The organism is Desulfobacter curvatus DSM 3379, from assembly GCF_000373985.1.
Lineage (GTDB): Bacteria > Desulfobacterota > Desulfobacteria > Desulfobacterales > Desulfobacteraceae > Desulfobacter > Desulfobacter curvatus.
On record NZ_KB892924.1, the window covers coordinates 36,687 to 58,790 of the forward strand.

17 protein-coding genes and 1 tRNA gene are annotated in these 22,104 nt (G+C 46.5%); 6 read left to right on the forward strand and 12 right to left on the reverse strand.

The genetic code is table 11. The annotated features are described in order from the left end of the window. Position 1 precedes the first annotated feature (1 nt). The gene (gene aspA / locus B147_RS0103580) at positions 2–1,864 is read right to left on the reverse strand and encodes an aspartate ammonia-lyase (RefSeq protein WP_020585877.1); all 1,863 of its coding nucleotides are present in this window, start codon (positions 1,862–1,864) and stop codon (positions 2–4) included. Between the two features lie 239 nt (positions 1,865–2,103). On the opposite strand from aspA, the gene B147_RS0103590 reads away from it, so the two are divergent. The 4 genes from B147_RS0103590 to B147_RS0103605 all read left to right on the forward strand — a co-directional run bounded on the left by B147_RS0103590 (position 2,104) and on the right by B147_RS0103605 (position 6,061). Continuing rightward, positions 2,104–2,784: a response regulator gene (locus B147_RS0103590; RefSeq protein WP_020585879.1), complete on the forward strand. Its 681-nt coding sequence runs from the start codon at positions 2,104–2,106 to the stop codon at positions 2,782–2,784. Continuing rightward, positions 2,777–4,204 carry a HAMP domain-containing sensor histidine kinase gene (locus B147_RS0103595; RefSeq protein WP_020585880.1) on the forward strand — a complete coding sequence of 476 codons (1,428 nt, stop codon included), beginning with the start codon at positions 2,777–2,779 and terminating at the stop codon, positions 4,202–4,204. Before B147_RS0103590 ends, B147_RS0103595 begins: the two co-directional genes overlap by 8 nt. Before the next feature lie 85 nt (positions 4,205–4,289). Then, positions 4,290–5,708 (forward strand): Do family serine endopeptidase, encoded by a 1,419-nt coding sequence (locus B147_RS0103600; protein WP_020585881.1) that lies wholly within the window; start codon positions 4,290–4,292, stop codon positions 5,706–5,708. A 92-nt stretch (positions 5,709–5,800) separates the two neighbouring features. Continuing rightward, positions 5,801–6,061, forward strand: a complete 261-nt coding sequence (locus B147_RS0103605; protein ID WP_020585882.1) for a glutaredoxin family protein — start codon at positions 5,801–5,803, stop codon at positions 6,059–6,061. A gap of 358 nt (positions 6,062–6,419) precedes the next feature. Here the strand turns inward: B147_RS0103605 and B147_RS0103610 are convergent. Then, positions 6,420–6,495 (reverse strand) — tRNA-Ala (locus B147_RS0103610). 170 nt (positions 6,496–6,665) lie between these two features. Between B147_RS0103610 and B147_RS0103615 the strand changes: the two genes are divergently transcribed. Beyond that, on the forward strand, positions 6,666–8,570 hold the full coding sequence (locus B147_RS0103615) for a peptidylprolyl isomerase (RefSeq protein WP_020585883.1): 1,905 nt from the start codon (positions 6,666–6,668) through the stop codon (positions 8,568–8,570). A gap of 58 nt (positions 8,571–8,628) precedes the next feature. On the opposite strand, the gene B147_RS0103620 is transcribed toward B147_RS0103615, so the two are convergent. The 8 genes from B147_RS0103620 to B147_RS0103655 form a co-directional block, all read right to left on the reverse strand. Further along, complete coding sequence (locus B147_RS0103620) at positions 8,629–9,045, reverse strand: PilZ domain-containing protein (protein ID WP_020585884.1); 417 nt, start codon at positions 9,043–9,045, stop codon at positions 8,629–8,631. 258 nt (positions 9,046–9,303) lie between these two features. Beyond that, positions 9,304–9,774 carry a regulatory protein RecX gene (locus B147_RS0103625; RefSeq protein WP_020585885.1) on the reverse strand — a complete coding sequence of 157 codons (471 nt, stop codon included), beginning with the start codon at positions 9,772–9,774 and terminating at the stop codon, positions 9,304–9,306. An 81-nt stretch (positions 9,775–9,855) separates the two neighbouring features. Continuing rightward, on the reverse strand, positions 9,856–10,668 hold the full coding sequence (locus B147_RS0103630) for an acyl-[acyl-carrier-protein] thioesterase (RefSeq protein WP_020585886.1): 813 nt from the start codon (positions 10,666–10,668) through the stop codon (positions 9,856–9,858). Continuing rightward, positions 10,658–13,897, reverse strand: coding sequence for an AsmA family protein (locus B147_RS0103635; RefSeq protein WP_020585887.1), 3,240 nt, complete (start codon positions 13,895–13,897; stop codon positions 10,658–10,660). Before B147_RS0103635 ends, B147_RS0103630 begins: the two co-directional genes overlap by 11 nt. Positions 13,898–13,993: 96 nt before the next feature. Further along, on the reverse strand, positions 13,994–16,048 hold the full coding sequence (locus tag B147_RS0103640) for a carboxy terminal-processing peptidase (protein WP_020585888.1): 2,055 nt from the start codon (positions 16,046–16,048) through the stop codon (positions 13,994–13,996). Beyond that, the gene (gene ylqF / locus B147_RS27300; RefSeq protein WP_020585889.1) at positions 16,032–16,886 is read right to left on the reverse strand and encodes a ribosome biogenesis GTPase YlqF; all 855 of its coding nucleotides are present in this window, start codon (positions 16,884–16,886) and stop codon (positions 16,032–16,034) included. The genes B147_RS0103640 and ylqF overlap by 17 nt, the downstream gene beginning before the upstream one ends. Continuing rightward, a complete protein-coding gene (locus B147_RS0103650) occupies positions 16,883–17,131 on the reverse strand; it encodes a hypothetical protein (protein WP_020585890.1) in 249 nt (82 codons plus the stop codon). The genes ylqF and B147_RS0103650 overlap by 4 nt, the downstream gene beginning before the upstream one ends. 20 nt (positions 17,132–17,151) lie before the next feature. After that, positions 17,152–17,967 (reverse strand): inositol monophosphatase family protein, encoded by an 816-nt coding sequence (locus B147_RS0103655; protein WP_020585891.1) that lies wholly within the window; start codon positions 17,965–17,967, stop codon positions 17,152–17,154. 249 nt (positions 17,968–18,216) lie between these two features. Here B147_RS0103655 and B147_RS0103665 point away from each other — a divergent pair, with 249 nt between their 5' ends. After that, entirely contained in the window at positions 18,217–19,395 is a 1,179-nt protein-coding gene (locus B147_RS0103665) for a lytic transglycosylase domain-containing protein (RefSeq protein ID WP_020585893.1), read from the forward strand. Here B147_RS0103665 and B147_RS0103670 read toward each other — a convergent pair. Further along, positions 19,365–20,960, reverse strand: a complete 1,596-nt coding sequence (locus tag B147_RS0103670; protein WP_020585894.1) for a SidJ-related pseudokinase — start codon at positions 20,958–20,960, stop codon at positions 19,365–19,367. The two genes, B147_RS0103665 and B147_RS0103670, sit on opposite strands and share 31 nt — an antisense overlap. Before the next feature lie 95 nt (positions 20,961–21,055). After that, complete coding sequence (locus tag B147_RS0103675) at positions 21,056–22,042, reverse strand: coiled-coil domain-containing protein (protein WP_020585895.1); 987 nt, start codon at positions 22,040–22,042, stop codon at positions 21,056–21,058. Between the last annotated feature and the right edge of the window lie 62 nt (positions 22,043–22,104).

Below are 22,104 nucleotides of genomic sequence, written 5' to 3' on the forward strand. Positions count from 1 at the left end.
TTTATATTTCCCTGGGATCGGTCATGTTTTCCGGGCGCAGCATGTCATCCAGTTGCGTTTTGGTCAGCATCCCTTTTTCCAGAACCAGATCATATACACTCCCCCCGGTTTTGAGCGCTTCCTTTGCAATGGCTGCTGACTGTTCATAACCAATTATCGGAACCAGTGCGGTGACCAATCCGATGCTGGTTTGGACATAACCTCGGCACACATCCCGGTTCGCTTCAATGCCGTTAATGCAACGGGCAACCAGGGTGATACAGCCGTTTTTAAGGATCGTCATGCCGTGCAGCAGATCAAAGGCGATGATTGGTTCACCCATACACAGCTCCAATTCACTGGATTCGGCTGCCATGGATACAACCATGTCGTATCCCATAACCTGATAACAAATTTGATTCATCAATTCCGGGATCACCGGATTTACCTTGCCCGGCATAATGGAAGATCCCGGCTGCATGGGGGGCAGATTGATTTCATTCAGACCACAGCGGGGACCGGAAGAGAGCCAGCGCAGATCTTTGCATATTTTTGAAATTTGTACGGCCGCAAGCTTGAGATTGGCAGACATGTGGACAAAAATGCCGGCATTCTGGGTGGCCTCCACCAGGTTCCTAGCCCTCCGCAACTGAAAACCGCTGACTTGGGTAAGCTTTTTCACCACCAGGTCGGCGTAACCCGGCGGACTGTTTATGCCTGTACCGATGGCTGTCGCCCCCATGTTCACATCCCGAAATTCTTCGGCCGCCTGGATGATGGAATTGATGGCGCTGTCAATCATGACCGCATAGGCGCTGAATTCCTGACCCAGGGTCATGGGAACGGCATCCTGATTCTCGGTACGTCCCATTTTCAGTACGTCTTTAAATTCTTCGGCCTTTGTTTCCAGGGAATTGCGCAGTTCCTCCATTGCCAGCACCAGATTTTTTTTGGAGAGTAATACCGCTATCTTAATTGCCGTGGGATAGGTGTCATTGGTGGATTGGGAGCAGTTAACATGGTCATTGGGATGCAGGTATTGATACTCGCCTTTATTATGCCCCATGATCTCCAGACCCCGATTGGCAATTACCTCGTTGGCGTTCATATTGGTGGAGGTGCCGGCACCCCCCTGAAACATGTCAACGGTGAACTGGTCGTGCAGTTTGCCGTACAGGATTTCATCACAGGCCTGGGTTATGGCCTCCATTTTGGTTTGATCAATTCTGCCCAGGTCATAATTGGCCAGGGCCGCAGCCTTTTTGACCATAGCCAGTGCTTCGACCATGTGCTCAAAATTATTGATATGTGAGCCGGAAATAGCAAAGTTTTCCATGGCGCGCTGGGTCTGTACGCCGTAATAAACATCGTTGGAAATGTCACGTGCCCCCAGGGAGTCGTGTTCCTGGCGAAATCCGCTTGTGGCTACATCATCAACCTTCTTGTTTTCAAAAAGTTTATCAGTAAGTATGCGCATCCGCCGATTAATACCGACGGCAATCCGGGAGACGATTCTGTAAAAAAAATCGGGCTCATTTTCTCTGAGCCGATCAATTTCTTCCCGTGATATCTGCCGGATTTTTACCCCGTTTCGGGTAAAAGCACCATTAACGTGTGAAGCATCTCCCAAAAAAGCACTTTCACTGATCATGGTTCCTGCAGCCATGGACCCAACTTTGCGGGAAGTCCCATGCAGTCCGCGAACCAGTTCCACCTCACCTTCAAGGATAATACCAGCCCATCTTCTGGGCGTTGATTCATGGAATATCCATTCATTGGGCCGGTACACCTGTTCACGGCCTTCGCTAAAAAAAGATGCCAGATCTTTTTTGTTGATACCGGTGGATTTTGCGGCCAGCTTTATAATGTCTTGTTTTGTATGCATGAAATTCTCCTGCCAATAAATTCGATAAGGCGAAAAAATAGTTCCGGTATTGATTAATCCGTAAGGGGGTATAATAATATTTTCATTGACTATAGATTTTAACCCGTCTTTCAAACGTACACAACACCCTAACGTACCAAGGACAAATTTATGAAGCATTACAGAAAAGAGCTCTGGTTTGAAGTGCCCGGCCGCAGGGCATTTATCAATATTACCCCTAAATGCAGGATGGTAAAGTCATGAGACTGCTTTTGGTTGAAGATGATGAAAAAATAGCCAAGTTTGTTGAAAAGGGGCTGAAGGCTTCCGGGTTTGCCGTGGATGTGGCCGGTACAGGTCCGGACGGCCTTGATATGGCGTTAGGTGCGGATTTTGATACCTTGATTATCGACATCATGCTGCCGGGCATGGATGGGTTTGCCCTCATAGAAAAATTGAGGGCTAAGGGGAAAAATACCCCTATTATTGTTCTCAGCGCCCGGGGCAGGGTGGGGGACCGGGTTAAGGGCCTTGAGGCCGGCGCCGATGATTACCTGACCAAACCTTTTTCTTTTTCAGAACTGCTGGCCCGGGTCCAGGCGCTTATCCGGCGGGCCGGGAACAGCACCGAGCCGGTGGCCCTGTCCTATGCGGATCTAAGTGTGGATATCGTCAAACGCCAGGTCAAAAGGGGCGATGATTTTATTGAGCTGCAGCCCCTGGAATTTTCCCTGTTGGAATATCTGGTACGCAACCGGGAGCGGGTGGTCTCCAAGACCATGATCATGGAACATGTCTGGAATTATAATTTCGATCCTATGACAAATGTGGTGGAAGCCCGAATCTGCAGGTTGCGCGATAAGATTGACAAGGGATATCCAAGCAAGCTTATCCACACAGTCCGTGGCGCCGGGTATGTATTAAAGGCTGAAGATGCCTAGGTTTTTTCACACCGGTTTTTTTAGGAGCATCGCCTTTCGTCTGACCGTATGGTATGCAGGTATTTTTTCCATCTCATCCTGTGTGGCGTTCGGTTTGTTCTATTTTCTTGCTACCCAGACCATCATGAACCAGGTGGACCAGGAACTCATGGACAAGGCCGGATATTTTCGTACGGTAATCAGCCGGGGTGGCATTGTGGGGGCCCAGAACCTGGCAGTTATTGAGGCCCAGGCCGCCGGGGAAAAGCAGATCTTTTTCAGGCTCCTCTATCCCACAGGCGAGGTCTTTGCCTCCTCCTCCATGTCCTATTGGAAAGATGTCCGCATAGATAAGGAAATGGTGGACCGGCTTATGAATTCCCGGGTTCCGGTGTTTAATACGGTTCACATTGCAGGCCAGAAACAAAAGGCCAGAATGATGTATACCTTTGTGGCATCCAATGTTATTTTACATACCGGACTTGCCATGAATGCATACTCCCGGTTTTTATCGGGTTTCAAGAAAATATTCTCCATTTCCATGGGGTTTGTTATTTTATTTTCAGCTGTTTCAGGCATGTTTTTATCCCGGGAGGCCCTTTACGGTGTTGCGGCCATCAGGGCGACAGCGAGCACCATAACCGGCTCCAATCTGGATGAACGGGTTCCCGAATCCGGCAGCTGTGATGAGCTTGATCTTTTGGCCGTAACTTTTAACCGGATGCTGGATCGGATTTCGGCCCTGGTAAAAAGTATGCGGGAGATGTCTGATAATATTGCCCATGATCTTAAAAGTCCGCTGACCCGGATACGGGGATTTGCGGAACTTGCCTTGATCCATGAGACCCCGGGGGATATTGAATCATACCGGACCATGGCGGCCAATACTATAGAAGAATCCGACCATCTGCTGGACATGATCAACACCATGCTGGTCATTTCCCGGGCCGAGGCGGGAGAGGCCGAATTTGAGTGCGCACCTGTGGATTTGAGTGCCATGGTCATAGATGCCTGGGATTTGTTTGTGCCCCTGGCAGAAGATAAGCAAATTACCTTTACCCAGGAGGTGGACAAGGCGTTGTGGATACAGGGGGATGCCGGCATGCTCCAGCGCGCTTTTGCAAATTTGATTGACAATGCCATCAAATACACTCCTGAAAAAGGCCACGTTCATTTGACGGCGCATGCTTGCGGAAAAGAACTGGTGGAGATTCAGGTCAAAGATTCCGGGCCCGGCATTGATCCGCAAAACCGTCAAAAGATCTTTGATCGGTTTTTCCGGGAGGAGTCCTCCAGGACAACGCCGGGTACAGGGCTTGGTTTAAGTCTTGCTAAAACCATTATAGAACAGCACGCAGGTTCAATTTCAGTACAAGTCCCTGAAACCGGGGGAAGTGTCTTTATCGTAACATTACCGCATCGTAATTTTGAGATCATTTAAAAATTATCTTTGTGTTTTATTCTTTGTATATGTTCACAAAGCAAGTTTTTTAAATACATTAATATATTTTTAAAGGAGCTATAAAATGAAATCTGTGGGTAAACAAATCAGAATGCTTACTGCGTTTTTGATGCTTTTTGGCCTTTTGGCCTTTCCGGCACTGTCCGGTGCACGGACTCGGATGGTTCCGGCAAATTTTTCACAATTGGCGCAACAAGCCAAGTCCGGCGTGGTCAATATTCAGACCGTAAAGACAATCAAAGGTGGCGGCCGGGTTTTTCGGCATTTTTTCGGGTCCCCTTTCGGTAACCAGCCTGGGATGGAGGACTTTTTAAGCCCCTTTAGCCGGATGCCGAGAAATCGTACGGAACGCAGCCTTGGGTCAGGCTTTATCATTGATAAGGCAGGATATATTGTAACCAATAACCATGTGATTAAAGATGCCGACAAGATCAAGGTTATCCTTCATGATGACCAGGAATATGATGCCCGGATCATCGGCGTAGACCCTGTAACAGACCTTGCCTTGATAAAGATTGATGCCAAGAATCTTCAACCGTTGGAATTCGGATCTTCCAAGGATGCCCAGGTCGGTTCCTGGGTAGTGGCCATCGGTTCTCCCTTTGGTCTTGAGCAGACGGTGACCGCCGGTATTATTTCCGCCAAAGGCAGGAGCATCGGCTCTGGCCCCTATGATGATTTTATCCAGACTGATGCATCCATTAACCCGGGCAATTCCGGCGGGCCGTTATTGAATATGGACGGTGAAGTGGTCGGCATTAACACCGCCATTATTAAATCCGGTCAGGGGATCGGTTTTGCCATCCCTTCGGATCTTGCCACCAGTATTATTGATCAGCTTAAGGATTCCAAGCGTGTATCCAGGGGATGGTTAGGCGTGTCCATCCAGGATGTAAGCAAGGAGATGAGTGAATACTATAATCTGGACCCGGATGAGGGTGTTTACGTTGCAAAAGCTTATGAGGATAATCCTGCCTATGAGGCCGGTATCCGCCAGGGGGATGTGATCATCAGTGTTGAAGGGGTAAAAATCAGCTCATCCAGGGATTTGACCATGACCATTGCCAATTTAAGGGTGGGCTCCAAGGTCGATGTTGATGTAATTCGCCAGGGAAAAAATAAGACGTTTACGGTTACGCTTGGTGAGCGCCCGGATAACATGGAAAATTCCCAGTTCGGAGAAGAGTTCAATAGCTTTGATGACTTGGGTTTTATGTTTAAGTCTTTGGATAAGGATTTAGCCGAGCAGCTCGGCTACCCCCCATCCATTAAGGGACTTGTGGTGACCCGGATTGATCCGGATTCCCAGGCAGCAGTGTCCGGCGTGAGAACAGGTGATTTACTGGTGGAAATAAACCATAAAAAAATTAACGGCGTGAGTGACTATACCGGAACACTGCATACGATACAGAAAGGACAGACCGTTTATATGGTCTTTATGCGGGGTAACGCCCAGAAATTCGTGGTCCGGTTTGAAAAATAAAGAGACTTAACAGCAATCAATATTATTTTGAATACGGTGCACGCTATGAATCAATCGTCGTGCACCGTTTCAGCTATTGAGAGGAGAAGATCATGTTAACCGTTTACGGGGCAGCATGGTGCCCCCATTGCACACAGACTGTTTCTTATTTGGAACAGAAAGATATTTATTTTAAGTATATTGACATTGAATCGGCGCCCGATGACGTGGTACGCCAGGTTATTGAAGTTAACGGCGGTGATGACTGGGTGGTCCCCACACTTGAGAACGACGGGAAGTGGCGGCCCGGAAAGGTGTTCAACCCTCGTGAGATCGACAGCGACCTGAAAGCACTTGGCCTTAAACCGGACTGATGGTGACGCTTCTATGGGGTTTTAATCTGGAGGATTACCATTTGATAATGCTGGTGTCATGTTCAGGTCATGTTCAGGTGCTAATTTAATATTTAACGCTGGATAACTTGCTATTGCGGCGAATGCAGTGAAATTCGTTGTTCATAAATCATAACCAGCGAGAAATCTCCCTCCTTTTTTAAAACGGGCTGCCTTATTTAGGGCAGCCCGTTTTTGCTGTACGGCTTATTTTTGATGATTCAGTTCAATTTGTTTGGGGCGCTGTAATGAAACAGTAGAAATCGGGGAAACTATAAACTGGATAATCCACCAATCAATAAAAAAAAGCCACTGCAAGAACAGTGGCTTGAATTTTTCTTGGTGGAGCTGAGGGGGCTCGAACCCCTGACCTCATGGCTGCCAGCCATGCGCTCTCCCAGCTGAGCTACAGCCCCATAAAAGAGTGGTAGATGTATAATAGAAACAGCAAGTGGTGTCAATAAAAAAAATGGGTTTTTGATAGATTAAAATTGCAGGTTTAGAATATTCATTGACACAAGTTGGTGTAAAACGATATTATTTTGAGCTTTTAAATTATCTGAACCGGTTAAGGAGTCATACAGGGATGCTGCGTTATCTTCGGGAAAATACGGGAAATTGGATCATAAAGATTTTTTTGGCCATCATTATTATTGTGTTTGTATTTTTAGGTGTTGGCAGTATGAACGCCGGCAAGCGCAATCAGGTGGCCACGGTGAATGACCAGACCATTACGTTTGCGGAATACAAGGATGCCTATCAGCACATGATTCAACGTCTTCAGCAGCAGTTCGGGAACGCTTTAAATGACGATTTGATAAAGTCGATGAATGTTAAGCAGTATGCCGTGGACAGTCTGATTGATCAAAAAATTTTGGAAATCGAGGCCCAAAAGTTAAAAATTGTTGTATCCGACGAGGAGCTTAAGCAGAATCTGATCTCGGTTAAGGCATTCCAGAAAGACGGTTTCTTTAATATGGATTTGTACAAGCGGGTGCTTGGACAGAACTCCATGACCCCGGAAACTTTTGAAGCGATGCAGCGCAACACTATCAGGAATACAAAGCTCCAGCGTATGGTCCTCAATGGCATAACCGTAGGCGATCAGGAAGCCCGGGCCTGGTATTCATTTAACAACACAAAGGCCGCTGTTAACTACGTTCTGATTGATCCGGGCACATTTTCTGATATCTCTGCCGACGAAGAGCAGATTCGTGCCCAGTATGATGATCATCATGATCTGTACATGTCCGAGCCTAAACGTAAGGTGGCATTCCTTGTCTTTGCGCCGGAGGATTTTAAGGATCAGGTTAAAATTGATGAGACCTCGATTCGGGATTTTTATGATCAAAATCCGGCACGGTTTACCACGCCGGAACAGGTTGAAGCCAGTCATATCCTGATCAGGGTGAATGAAAACGCGGATGATCAGGCTGTGGCCAAGGCTAAAGAAGAGGCGTTAAGCGTTTATGAAAAAGCAGTTAAGTCAGTGGATTTTTCAGAACTAGCCAAAGCCTATTCCCAGGGACCGTCTGCAGCCGACGGTGGATACCTTGGCCGGTTCGACAGAACCAGTATGGTAAAACCCTTTGCTGATGCTGCATTTGCCATGAACGCAGGCGATATTTCACAGCCTGTAAGAACCCGTTTTGGGTGGCATATTATTAAGGTGACGGATAAAACACCTGAGACCGTTGTGCCTTTTGAGACCGCCAAGACACAGATTCAAAAGGAGCTGGCTTTAAGCCGGCTTCAGGATTTGGCATATAATAAGGCTGAGGACGCCTATGATGCCGTGCTTGACGGTGATTCCTTTGAACAGGTTGCCTTGGTTGCAGCCAAACAGCCTGTCAATACACCTGCTTTTACTGCTGTGGGAACAGAACTTAAGGGGATGGGCATTTCAGATCCCGGAGAGTTCGCTACCACGGCCTTTTCCTTGGCTGATAATGAAATCAGCGAAGTTAAGAAAATTGGAAATAATTATTACCTGATGCGGGTGCTTGAAAGAATAGCTCCAAAACTGCTTGCCTATGAAGATGTAAAAAATGAAATTTCCGTTACATTAACGACCGGTTTGCGAAAACAGGCTGCTAGGAAAGTGGCTGGGTCAATGATTGAGAACGCAGGTAATGGTAGGGAAAGTCTTGAAAAACTTGCCCGGGACAACCACCTGACGGTTCAATCCAGTGAGATGTTTACCCGCAACGAAGCTGTCCCCGGTATTACCGGATCTGAGGCCGTTGCACAAGCCGCTTTTACCCTTGATGAAAAAAATTCTGTCTATGAACAAGTTCTTGAGGTTTCGGGAAAATTCTACATTATTTGCCTCAAAGAAAAGCAAGCACCTGATGCCGCTGCCATTGCAGATAATTTTGACAAAGTCAAATTGCAACTTGAAACCCAAAAAAAACAAAATTACTATTCTCAGTGGCTGTCGGCCCGGAAAGAAAATGCTGAAATTTGGATAAATACGGATATTATTAACTGATATTCAGAAATAGAGAAGAGATATCAGTTTGTTGTTTTGAGCCGGTATAAATAACGATTCAGGATTTGTTTTGACTTTGAAGCGGTTTTACCGGTTCCGATACATTGTTTTTCAGATAATAGTCCAGGTCAAACAGCTGTTTAAATGTAAGATCGGTAAATTTGACATGGCGCTTTCTGACTTCCATTGAACTGAATGACGGCGTATCCGTTATTTCATAGTCGGCAACAGTCTGGAAGGGAAGATCGCCGACATAATATCCCATGCTGCTTAAAAAAATGGACTCCTGGTTCCTATTTGCAGGCTCTTCTGATTTGTTTTCGGTGTTTATGTATTTAAAACATAGTCCGCCCATACTGATGTCGATGATTTGACCAATTTTGTTCGAATTGGGGCTGATGGCTGCATAGGCGCCTTCCACCGCTTTATATCGTTTGTTTTTTCGACGTTCGATGGTTCTTTTTCTTCCAACCATACGTAAACCCTTAACTATTTGTATTAAAAATTTCCTTTTACCCATTCTGTCCCTATAAAAATTAAGCAATATTTATGCCGTGATTAATGTTTGCGAGGCCGACCTATGTACTGAGTCCTAAGCGGCGATAATCGCGAATAATTCAGAAAATGCCCGACTTGTTTTTCATGGATAATTATAAATTTTTTTCGCTATTGTGAAATTTATTTGGCAATACTTATGTAAATAAAGTGTTAAATTGGGAAAAAAAATAGTTAGTCATGGGGGTGTATTCCTCTGAATTTTTGTTTGAAATATATGCCATACAGTCCGGCATACGCTGTAATCAAACCCTCTGTAACGCAAATAGTTCATCATTTTCTTTCTGCATTCAGATTCATCCAGTCGGTTCCAGGCCTGCTTTTTCGTTTCAACGGCCTTTAATGCCAGATCCTCGTCTTTGTATGCCGCCAACAGTTCTTCGGCAAGTGCCGGGGCAATGCCTTTTTGGCGTAGTTCAAAGCCAAGGGCAAATACGGATTTGGGTTTGTAACGGATTCTACTTTCAATGAACTGGCGTGCAAAGGCCCTGTCATCCAGGTAATTAAAATTTGACAACTGCACAATAACCTGTTCGATTATGTTGGCGCTATATCCTTTATCAGCGAGATATTCTTTCATTTGGTGGATGGTTTTAGGGCTTTTTGACAGATACCCCAAGGCCTGCCGGTATGCGTTTTCAACAGTCATTTTTGATGTAACAGTCCCAATGCGTTGTTAAAATACTTTCGTGTGTTGTTATGGGTTGAGCCTGGGTGTTGATAGATTCGGTCAGCCCCTGGTCGTCTTATGGAACAGGCTTTGGGGACCTGTTTTTTTCCAGGAGATCGTCAGGTAGGCCAGATTTTCTTTTGACCTGGGCCTGAAAATAAGATGTTCCGTAAACAGAAGGTCGTTTTTAACATTAATAGACGTTCGGCTTTGCACGGTATCTCCGGGCAGGGCTTCCTTTTGATAGATTACGTCACATGTCACGGGGGTATATTCAAGGTTTAAGCTATCCGGTACCGATTGCACTGCCCATCTGAGATACACTGGATTATTCACATGCTCGTTGGGATCCAGGTCATGGAAATGAATAGGATAGCTGCATTCATGGTCAACATGGGTAAGATTCGTACTTGGTTTTATTCGTATTGCAGGGTCTTGCGCAGGGCACGTCATCAAAGACGCCGGCATATGCGCTGCCAGCCTCACCGGCCTGTTGTTTGCTGCCTTTATTAATATCCAGATACTTGAGGCGGTTACCAGAGGGCAGGGTGTTTCCAAAGTGTGTTTCTGTTCCCCCATCAGTCTGAACTGTCGGATTTCGTAAAGGTTTTTCCAGGGTGCCCGCCATGTCTGAACGACCAGAGGCGTCATCCAGTCGATGGGTTTGTGAAGCTGTATCCGGTATTGGACCACCACCCATTTAAGCTCCTTTTTGGCCATGTCAAACCCGGAAATGCCCTGGGCGTGACACTGGGCTGAGGCTGCATCCTGGAATATACTTAACAGCCAGTCCATTTTAACCCTTCCGCCGATGGTTAAAGCGGAATAGGGTAGATTAAATTTCTGTGAAAATATGTCAGGATTATTCCTCATTATTTTTCATCCCTTCGATCAGACGGCCAGGCGATTTGACCAGATCCCCAAACAGGGTGAGCAGGCCTTTTCCCACTGCTGACGGGTGAAGGAGAACTACTGTGGGATTTGATATTTTTCCATAGGCCCTGGCCGGCAAAGAGATAAGACGACCGTTGAGAATCGTATTTACAACCGGAATATATTTAATGATGGTATCAATAGTTTTAAGCGGGGCCACCAAAAAGGTGATATCCAGGGCGTCATTCAACGGATCTACCCATCCTTCGGCGATGATGGCCATATTGTCTGCGTCAATAAAGGATTTTTTTATATGCATCACGCTCTCTTTTACGTCTGCCTCGGCCGTAAATGTCTTAAATCCGAACCCCTGCTGCTGCAGGTCGGTGTCTCCTAAGATATTGAGTATTGATAAAAGCCTGGAAAGTAGTGTGGCCTTATATATACGGCCGGACTGCGCCTTGAAATTAAGATGCCCGTTCTGTTTGGATTTTACCTGGGCCAAGGTCTGTGCCGCGCCTGATATCTCTCCCTTTAGTGTATAGCTTCCTTCAACAACACTTTGACTGCCTGTCAAGCATCCGATTGAAAGCGATACCTCCTTTGCCTGATCCGTATTAAAAAAAAAGTGGGTCAAAACCTCCGGATTATCCCCGGTGTGGTTAATGGTTATCCGCCCTGTGAAGTCGAGACCGCAAAGACGTGCATGGGTGATATCTATATCCGTGCCCGGCTGATTAATTGTTACCTTTGCCTGAACCTTTTGGTATACACGCTGGTCATAGTCCAATGTATCGACATTAAGAAAAATTTGTCCCTGTTTTACAAGGGGGCGAACCGGTGCGGCAGATGTTTTTTGGGGGGACAAAAGGGGATCAATATTAAGTGTGTCTGCAGTGATGGTGATATTGCCCGTTTTATCCGTTGAAACAGTTAACGAATTTTTTCCGGTCACCTCCTGAAGTTTCCGGTGAAGAAACGAATCCGGGCGAAGCATGCTTTCCAAGGTTATTTTATCCAGTTTCCCCAAAAAATTAAGTTTGGGCATATCCGGTTTTCTGTAAAAGGCCACGTCCGCATGGGTTCGTTCCCCGTCCTCTATTTGAACTTCTGACGGGGTTATTTGGTCAATGTTTGGACCGTCTACCATGAAGAATACCTTTGTCCCCGAGATCGTGAGTAACTGCCCTTGAAACAGACAGGCGTTCGCCTGTTTCACAAACTGTCCCCGGGTCAATGTCAGGGGCAGGACAATACTTTGGGTATATTCCGGTGAAATGTTTTTTTCAAGCCAGGCGGCGTCTTTAACTGCACAGGTAATTTCAGACAGCTTTATTGTTGAAGGGGTTGCGTTGAATGTGCAGAATAGATCGGATATCCCTTGGGTCTTGTCTGAAAATATGACACCCCCTTTATTCACCTGGCCTGTCATGTAAACCTGCCACAGATCTGGCGAGAACATGGGCCCTTCAACCCTGAGATCTTTAATGTCCATGATACCGGAAAGATTTTTAACCGGGCCAAGTTTTTCCCTTGTTCCGGGTAAAAGATCAACCAGGGGGACCACCTGTTCCAGGATAATATTTGCGGCCATATTTTTTATATTCATGGGCACTGAACCCCTGGTATCAATACCAGCATTAAGGTTCGAAATCCTGCTGTTTCCTATGGCACCTGACATGTTTTTCAAAACTACCTCGTGTTTGTCCAAAAGAAAAGTGCCGTTGTCAATCCGGACAGGCAACGGCATACGCCGGTAGTTTCCGCTTGCCTGGATGTTTTTTGCTGTCACCTTGACATCCAAGTCTCTGTGGGTTGGGATGCTGTTGAGCTCAAGAACCGCATCCGCCCGGCCGGTCAGGCCGGATATGTTTGACATTTCCCGGGCAAGCGTCGTATCCGGCAATATGGAGATAAGGGTTGCAGGAAGTTCTGCTAAATCGACCTTTAGGGGGAATTTGCCTGAAAATGGGACGGTATGTTGATGAACCAGATTGATATCAAGGTCACCCCCGGTGATAACGGTTTTTTTCACGTGGCCTGTTTTAGGGTGAATACTCAGTATTCCGTCCTTCATTTCTGCCCGACCCGAGGCATTGTCTACAATGACGGGGACTTCGGGGATTTTAACGGTGGCAGATTCCGCACGACCGTTTATAAAAAGGTTTTCCGGGTTGAATAGTTGATTAATGTTTTGGCTTTTAAACCCTACGGTAATCTTTTGGGCGGTTCCAGCCCTGAGTATGTCAAACAGGATTTGGGATGTTTCAAGTCCGTTAAGCAGTGGCAGGCATACCTGTCTTGCCTGGCTGATGTCAATCTGTTCACCGGTAAATTTAATACTTGAGGCTTCGTGTCCGGGGGATAGTGATAAATCCATTCCAACACGCCCTTTGGGATAAACAAGTTCCAACGGTGCAAGGTGTGCGGTTATCCTCTCTTCTGACAAGGCGAATTTAAGGTCAAACTCACCTGCATCAATGACATGGTTTTTGGGTGTTTGAAGATGGGCTTGAAGGGATGTGAGTTTTAGATTACCTGCAAGGAAGGTGTTCTCATCATGACGGCAGTCCACTGACAGGTGAGGAATCTCAAATTCTGTTATTCGGCCTTTGAGTACGGATTCAAGTGTTGGAATAGAGCGCGTTTTCAGTCGAAACCCTGATATCTGCGCTTTGATATGCGCAGCCCGTGTTCGGCCTGTTATCCGAACCCGGCAGTCCATGGCGTCAAAATAATTTGATCGGGCATTGGCTATAATTATATCCAGATGATCCGTGTCTGTGGGGCTTAGATCAAGCAATCCGTCAAATCTGTTCTTCACTGATAGGACAAAATCCGCCGGCGACATGGATTTGTTTTTTTGGGTAATATCCTTATTCTGGATCAGTTCAGGGGATTGAAGGATGATACGCTTTATAGCCGCATTCAACTTGAGCAACTGGGCCGGGTCCAGTTCCACCCGCGCGCTGTTGATTGTAATCCGGTTTCTTTGGTCAATCTGCGCAGATATATCTGTTATGCTAAGACTTGGCAGGGGATCGAGAAAAAACGCTAACTGATCAAACCGGACTTCAATGCCGGTTTTGTCTTGAAGAATCCTGGTCAGGCGCGCTTTGACCTGTTTTGTGTTGATCAATGGCGTGACGGCAAAGGATAGAGCTACTGCGCAGACGGTCGCGGTTACCGCCAAAAAAACAGCAATGCGCAGTATGCGTTTTTTGTTCATAACCATGCATTCATATTGGTTTGGGTAAAAGAATCATTGATTGTGTCTTATCCATTATGGATCGCCTTGGGCCCTGAACGGTGATAAAATCGAATGCTACTGCCAGCTGTATCCGATTTTATGGCTTAACGTAATAAAATCTGCAGCAATGTATTTGGCCTGGTCTGTCAGGATCTCCTTGATCTCTTCTTTTTCCGGGTCAATATCCTCCAGGGATGCCAGCGGTTTTTCCCCTTTCTGTTTCCGGTAATTGTTTTCCAGGGCCAGCTCTTTTTTGTTAAAGGCGGTGTCCGTTTTCAGGCGTTCCGAAAGATTCAAGGAGAGGCTTTTTTGTTCACTCAATGATTCTGCCAATTGAATTCGCTGGTTGAGATATTTAATGCCAAAGGATTTTTCCACTCTTTTTTTATAGGCATCGTCCAACGGTTTGATCATGGGCTGCAAAGACATATATTCTGAATAACGGGTGGCATCAATATGGTCCCAGAGCAGGGCGCCGTCAAGGGCGCTTTCTCCGGTATCTTTGGTCCTGTAAATCCGGGGAAACCAGATGTCGGGTTCAACGCCTTTGTGTTGGGTGCTTTCACCCGAGACCCGGTAAAATTTGGCAGAGGTCATTTTCAATCGCCCGTCTCCCAATGGTTTGAGTTCCTGAACCGTGCCCTTGCCAAAACTCCGGGTGCCCACAATAAGGCCCCGGTGATAATCTTGGATGGCTCCTGCAAAAATTTCACTGGCCGATGCGCTCATCCTGTTGATGAGCACCATAAGGGGACCTGTGTAGAGGATCTTCGGATCTTCATCATACAGGCGCGATACCCTGAATTTTGTTTTGACCTGTACCGTGGGGCCATATTTAAGGAACAGCCCGGTCAGGTCATTGGCTTCTTTAAGCGATCCCCCCCCATTGTCCCTTAAATCAATAATCAACCCGTCAATGCTTTCTTTTTTCAGCTGCCCCAGCAGTTTTGTCACATCTCTTGTGGTGCTTTTGTAATCCGGGTCTCCCCTGTGGTAGGCATCAAAATCTATATAGAAATTGGGGATGTCAATGATACCCAGCTTATAGGTCCGGTCGTTTGAGGTTAACTCCACCACCTTTTTTTGGGCGGACTGCTCCTCAAGTTTTACCTTGTCACGTTTGATGCTGATGGTGTCGGTTACACTGGATTTTCGGGCAGGGATAATCTTTAGCCGCACAAAGGTGTCCTTGGGGCCCCGAATCAATTTGACCACATCGTCAATGCGCTGGCCAATGGTGTCCTTGATCTCTCCATCCCGGCCCTGGCCCACGCCAATGATCTTATCCCCGGGGGCCAGTTTCTGGGATTTGTCTGCCGGACCTTTGGGAATAAGCCGGACCACCTTTGTGTATTCATACTCATTTTGCAGCACTGCCCCAATACCTTCTAAGCTCAGCTTCATATGAATATCAAAATCCTCGGACAGGCGGGGGGCAAAATATTGGGAATGGGGATCAAAAGACATGGTGACGGCATTCATGAAAATCTGGAATACGTCCCGGGATTGTGTCTGGGACAGGTGGGATAGCCGGTTGGTATAGATTTTTTCCAGGGTTTCTGAAATTTCATCATCCGAGGTTTTGTCTATTTTCAAATTAATAATATGGTTTTTCAGTTCTTTTTTCCACAGGGGTTTAAGGCCTGAGGTGTCGCGGATAAAGGGTTTGTGTTCATAGTCAATGACAAGGGTGTCGTTTTTGGTAAAATCAATTCGGGTTTGCCAGGATTTGGCAAGTTCAAGAATATATTCAAGGCGCTGTTCGCTGCGGGACCGGTAGAGGTTGAAAATTTCAAAGGCCGGTCCAAGATTACCGGTTTTCAGATATTTATACATCAGCATTTTCAACGGCTGAAAATCACTAAGGTCCGCCTGGGTCAGAAGATGCCTGCCCGGATCCAGGGATTTGATATACCGGTCAAACACCAGAGCAGACATATGTTTATCCAGTCTTTTGCCGGTAAAGTGGTCCCGTTCAAGGGCATTGACAATGGTGGTACACTGTTGGGACTGCTCATCCTGAAAGGTCAGTTCGGCAATTTGTGCATGGCAAAGTGGTGCGCAATAAAAAAAGACGGCAACAACCATTACTGCCCGAAGTCTGTGGTAAAGTTTATTGATCTTTGTCATAGTCTAAGTTTATATCCTTTGGTGTTTCAAAACTGATCCGGCCAAGTCTGCCGGATCTAAGATCTCTGATAATAAGTTGTGATGCTTTTTGAACATCGACATATCCGCCTTTTTTTAGACATCCCCGGGCTTTGCCCACCGATTCGATAAGTGTCTGGGGAGTCCCGGGCATCGGATTTAAAAACGGGTAACGCTCAGCAAGGCAGGCCGGGTATCTTTCCAGTAAAAACTGTGCGGCAAAATAGGCGATTTCATGGTAGTCAACGGCTGTATCACTGATCGCCCCGGATGCAGCCAAAGCCAGTCCGCGCTGTCTGGGTTCAATCACCGGCCACAGGATACCCGGGGTATCGTAAATATCAATGTTGCCTTTAAGGCTGGTGCGCTGCTGGTGGCGGGTCACAGCCGGTACATTTCCGGTCTTTGCCACTTTCCGGCCGGCCAGGGTGTTCAGGATCGTGGATTTTCCGGTGTTAGGAATTCCCACCACCATGACTTTGGCTTTTCTTGCTTTATTTCTGTCTACTTGCGACACAAGTGCTTGTAGGGCATGTGAGGTTTCCTGCAGACGGGTCCCGCAGATGGCTGCCGCCGGCAGTTTGATGTCCCGGTTAAAATATTCAAGCCAGGCCTGTGTCGCCTCCGGGTCGGCAATATCCGCCTTGTTCAGTACTTTCAACCGGTTTTTGCCCGTGGCAATCCGGTCTAAAAAGGGGTTTGAACTGGACGACGGCAGCCTTGCATCCACCACCTCAAGCAGGGCATCCACCTTGGCAATAGAACTTTTAAGTTGATTTTTTGTTTCCAACATATGGCCGGGAAACCACTGGATATTCATCGTTTTATTTTCTTGACGTCTTGTTGGTGATTGATTGTTTTTTCCGGCAGCATGGGCCCTTGCTCAACACTGTCTTTTTGAAAAAGATACAGATATGAAAAGAGGACCGCAATGATACTGGAACCTATAAATCCGCTGACGGCAAAAACAATGGTATATCCAATCCAGTCGTAATGCTTATAGTATCCAAAGGCACCGCCGGCTGTCAGGCTTAAAATAAATATAAGAGTAAAAATAAAGTTCATGAGTCCATTAACGTGTAAAGTTATGCAGATGCACAAAATCCTGCCAGGATATGGATCAATTCATTGTGCAACCCTTTGTTTGAAGCCGCAAAGCCTTTTTCCGGGAATTGCCTGCCGCCTGTAAAATCGGTGACCACACCCCCGGCTTCCCTTAAAATAACGGTCCCTGCAGCAATGTCATAAATATTGAGATTTATTTCCCAGAAGCCGTCCAGGCTACCCAGGGCCGTATAACAAAGATCCAACGCCGCAGATCCGAACCGCCTGATATCCCGAAGTTTGGGTACAATCTCGTTAAAAATAGGCAGGTTATTGTCTTCAAGACCGGCTCTGAGGCACGCAAAACCGGTCGCCATGACCGCGTTGCCAAGTTCCCTGGTTTCGGAAACATGGATCGGGGTGTCACCCACAAATGCACCTTTGCCTTTTTCAGCATAAAAGAGTTGGTCGATCGCCGGGGCATAGACCACGCCAAGCACCAACTCCCCCTCTTTTTCAAGAGCAATGCTGATGCTGTAAAAGGGCAGCCGGTGAACAAACGACGTGGTGCCGTCTATGGGATCAATGATCCACCTGAATGCACTTTTTGCCTGGACAGCTCCGTACTCTTCTCCGAGTACACCATGGTCCGGATACCTGGCAAGGATCGCTTTAACCAGAAACGATTCAACTTGTTTGTCTATTTCCGTGACAATATCTTTTGCTGATTTAAATTCAAGGTCATGGGAAGTCAGGTCTTTTTGGCCTTCAAGGCAGATCCCCCCCGCTTCACGGGCCAAATTTTTTATAAAAGAAATCAAGATATCAACCGTTTTTAACTCATTTACCAAGGACATTCATCCTTGGGACCATTAAAATAAGATTGATTATTATGGCATATTACTTGGCATTTGAAAATACCCGGCACATCCATTGGAAAAACATCGACCTTACTGTTTTGGGGGTACAGGATAACCATGCGAATACACAATTTCACGGGCTTGATTTTTAACGTATGACATGCAATGATTGTCATTGATTTTTCTGACCGGTTTCACAATTCTGGGGAACCAAGGCGTTAACCCCCACACAATAGCGGGGATATTATGAAACGATTTCTTGTTTTCACTGTTTTTTTGATAATGTTTGTCGCATATTCAGCACTTGCGGCTGAAGAAATGTTTGAACTGCCCACAACTGAACTGCCCACATCTGAATTTTCCACGTCTGAATTACATAAATCCGAATTAGCCACATCCGGACCACCCATTGTGAGGACCCACATCCCCACCCTGGTGGAGGTCGTTCGTTTTTCCGGCGATATCCGTCTTTGTGGGGAAAAAATACCGTTCACAGACCCCGAGGTCAGGGAGCGGCTTGAAAAAGAGATGATGCTGGCTGTATGGAACCGTCCCCAGGTGATGCTTTGGCTCAAACGGGCCCACCGGTGGTTTCCCCACATCGAAAGCGTTTTAAAGCAGGAAAAACTGCCCTTGGATTTAAAATATCTGCCCATTGTGGAAAGTGCGCTTTTGTCCTATGGAGAATCCCCTAAAGGTGCGGTTGGATACTGGCAGTTTATAAAAAGTACAGGGCAAAGATACGGGTTGCGCATTGATTCAAATGTTGACGAGCGCCGGAACATGTTTCGTGCGACCCAGGCGGCCTGTCGCTATCTTAAAGATCTTTATTCCCAGTTTGGCTCATACCTGCTGGCCATGTCCGCTTATAATATGGGGGAGTATGGTTTGAGCAAGTCCATGGAACGTCAGGATACCCGGGATTTTTTTTCCCTTTATCTGCCTTTGGAAACCCAGCGGTATATCCTGAAAATGGTTGCGGTCAAATTGATCATGTCCAACCCGGAAGCGTATGGCTTTCTTCTTGAACCCCAGGATCTTTATCCGGTATTTACGTTTTCTGAAATCAAGCTTTCAACAGAAAGTGTTGTGCCTTTATCCATAATCGCCAAGGCTTGTGAACTCCCATTCAAAACCATTAAGGATTATAACCCCCAACTCCGGGGCTATGATTTGGAGAAAGGTACCACCACGCTTCTTGTGCCCGAGGGAAAGCATAAGGATTTCCAGAAAAAATTTGCCTCCCTTTACAAAACCCTGGCTAAAAAGCAGTTGTCTTCTACAAAGTACCATGTGGTCAAATCAGGGGAAAGCCTTTCAGCCATTGCAAGAAAATATGATATCTCCCTGTACACATTGCAAAAACTTAACAAACCGTCAAAGAGGCATATCATTCATCCCGGGGATAAATTGCGTGTGCAATGATGTTTTTTTAAAAAACAGGCTGCCACGCAAAATGCGGAAAATTTGAACAGAAAGTCAATGAGTTCCGGTATGGAGATGGACTGATTGAATCCGCCAAGATGGGGGCCGGTAAAAAGTATAATCTCTTCTTCCCCTTTGACCGGTATAGAGGTAACCCCCCGGTCCGTCAGAAAATTTTGAAACTGCTCATCGTCCATCGCTAACTGATCCTGTACTCTTAACGTTTCCTGCATATGTTCATCAAGACCCATTTTTTCAATGAGATTTTCAATGAGTGCAGGGATATTCAATAGAGCGGGATTAAATGTCTCGGAATTGGTCAAGCCTTTGAAATAGTGTTCACATACCCCTGTTAAAAGCACTTCAAATAGATCCGGGCAAAAAAGATCCCGGGTATCCACGTAGGGGCACGTGTCGTCTGTTCCCCTTCTGTGCGGGGCTTTGTTTCTGAAGCAGGAACCGGCCACCAGGATAAAACTGAGCAGGTATTCCCCGGTATAATGTTCAAGGTCCAACGGTTTTGCTTGACAGGCCATATGCTCAAAATCCCGCAAACCCGATGCAGCAAAATTGGGGAACCGGCTGGAGTCCAGCCACTGATCCAGCCGCCCGGCATGTTCCCACAAATATCTGCCATTGTCGTTTCTTCTATCCTGCTGAACCCGGTTATGGAATAAGGGGATCAATGCCGTATGAAAAAGACCCTGGGAAGACAATTTGCCCAAGGCAAGGGCTGACTTGAAAAACGATGATTTAATTTGTTCCCAATCTGCACCTTTCAAATTAGGGTATTCATAATACCCCGGGCAGGGGATAAAGACGATGCAGACAGACCCGTAAAGTGTTTCTGGACCACCTTGGGGCAGTTCATTTGTGATGTTGAATAGATATCTGCCCTGGATACAGACCGGTTTTGGAATATGGTTGTCAGAATCCAAAGTATTCTTGGAAAACCAGTCCATCCAGACTGCCTCCTGATGGATTTCCCTGATATTGTCTTTTGTTGTGGCAAATTTGATTACGGCCAGGATTTTTGCTGCTGCCCGGACAATCAGACTCCTGCCCTTCCAGGTCCATTGTTGCCTGTCGGGCGACAATCTCTCCCCTGTGGTTGTAATCTTTTCGGCAAGGCAGGCAAAATCAATATCCAAAGGCATGATATTGTTGGGAACAAAAGGAATATTTTGTGTAGGGCGGTTGTCTGCCAGCCGACCAACAGCCTGGCTTAAGGCACGAAGCTGGTTTCCTGAACTTTTCATCAGAAGCGACACAAGTTTTGGCACAATGGTTCGGGTAATATCGTTTTCCATCGACCTGCCCATATCTACCAGGGTGCAGGCAGCTTCATGATATAGGAAAAAGGCTTGTTTGGCCTTTTTAAATCTGGCGGTCTCAAATACCGAAAACAGCGCATCCAGGGTGTGCTGGGTAACAGTGAACGGACAATCAGCTGCATGTCGCCCTATATATTGGATACCCATATATGCTGCGGATAAGCTCAGGCGATGATTAATCAGAAGGTGTTCTTCCCGTATCCGGGCGTTGGAAGGTGGGTTGTGGCTCATCTGTTTATAAAAAAGTCTGTGTAAATAGCATAGATCTTTCTACTTTCGTTGTGGGCTGAGTCTGGGTGCTGATAGACCAGGTCGGCCCATGGCCGTTACTGGGAAAGATCCTGTTCTAAAATGTCCCCGGTGCCAGGCACCTTATGAACCGGCGGATTCGGTGCTTTGGGTTTTGGGGTGGGGGGGGGAGACGCTTGTGGCTTAATTGGTGATTGAACTTGCGTTGTCGATTTCTTCGCAGCCGCCGCCGTGACCGCTGCCTTTTTAGCCGTTGAATTTGCAGCGTCTGCGCGTTTTTCGACGTCAGCAATTCGTTTCTCAAGATCCTGCCTGAGCAGGCTTAAATTTTTATCCACTTTGCTGTCTATGGATGCTGCCGTCTCTTTTTTTAATGTATCCAGTTTTTGACTCAGCAGGCTCGTAGTCTTCGTCAATTGTGCAATTTTTTGTTCATAGGAAGACAATTCAAGCAGTCGTGCGTCAAATTCCTCCTTAAACAGGCCAAATTCCTTTTTTATCTGTGCGGAGACCGCTTTGAAATCTGCACTGTTTTTATCAATGGCAGATAAAAGTTGCTGGTTAATACGTTCCGTGGTCGCCAGAGTGGACTTGTCTTGGTCGGCATTGGCCTTAATCCGCTTATTCAGCTTGCCTATAGCTGCTTCCATGGTTTTGACATCCACCTTGGCTGCTGACATTTTTGCTGTCTGGTTTTCAAGAGCTTGGCGTTTGGTTTCAAGGGTTGTCAGCTTTTCATCCAGCTCGTGGGAGGCTTTGGCTATGCGTACATCCAGAGCATTGAGCTTTATTTCAAGGTCCTGTGCGACCTGTGCCATCTGGTTTGCCTGGGTCTGGTCCGCATCCCCCACCTTTTCGGTGATATCCAAATAAACAAAAGTCAAAATGCCAATAATGATGCAGGGAATGATCACTGAGATGATGGTCACCCGCTGGGATAATTTTTCTATTTTAAGGGTGTTGGTTTCCTGCTGGAATAGTGTGCCTCCAATGCCTGGTCCATCATCCTCAAAGGCTTGATCCTCCTCTGGGTTCAGGTAGTCCCCAAGTCTGTTTTCACTCATAGCTGATTGGTACCTTACATGAACCTATAGACAAGAAGCAAGATAGAATGAGCGCCTTTAGT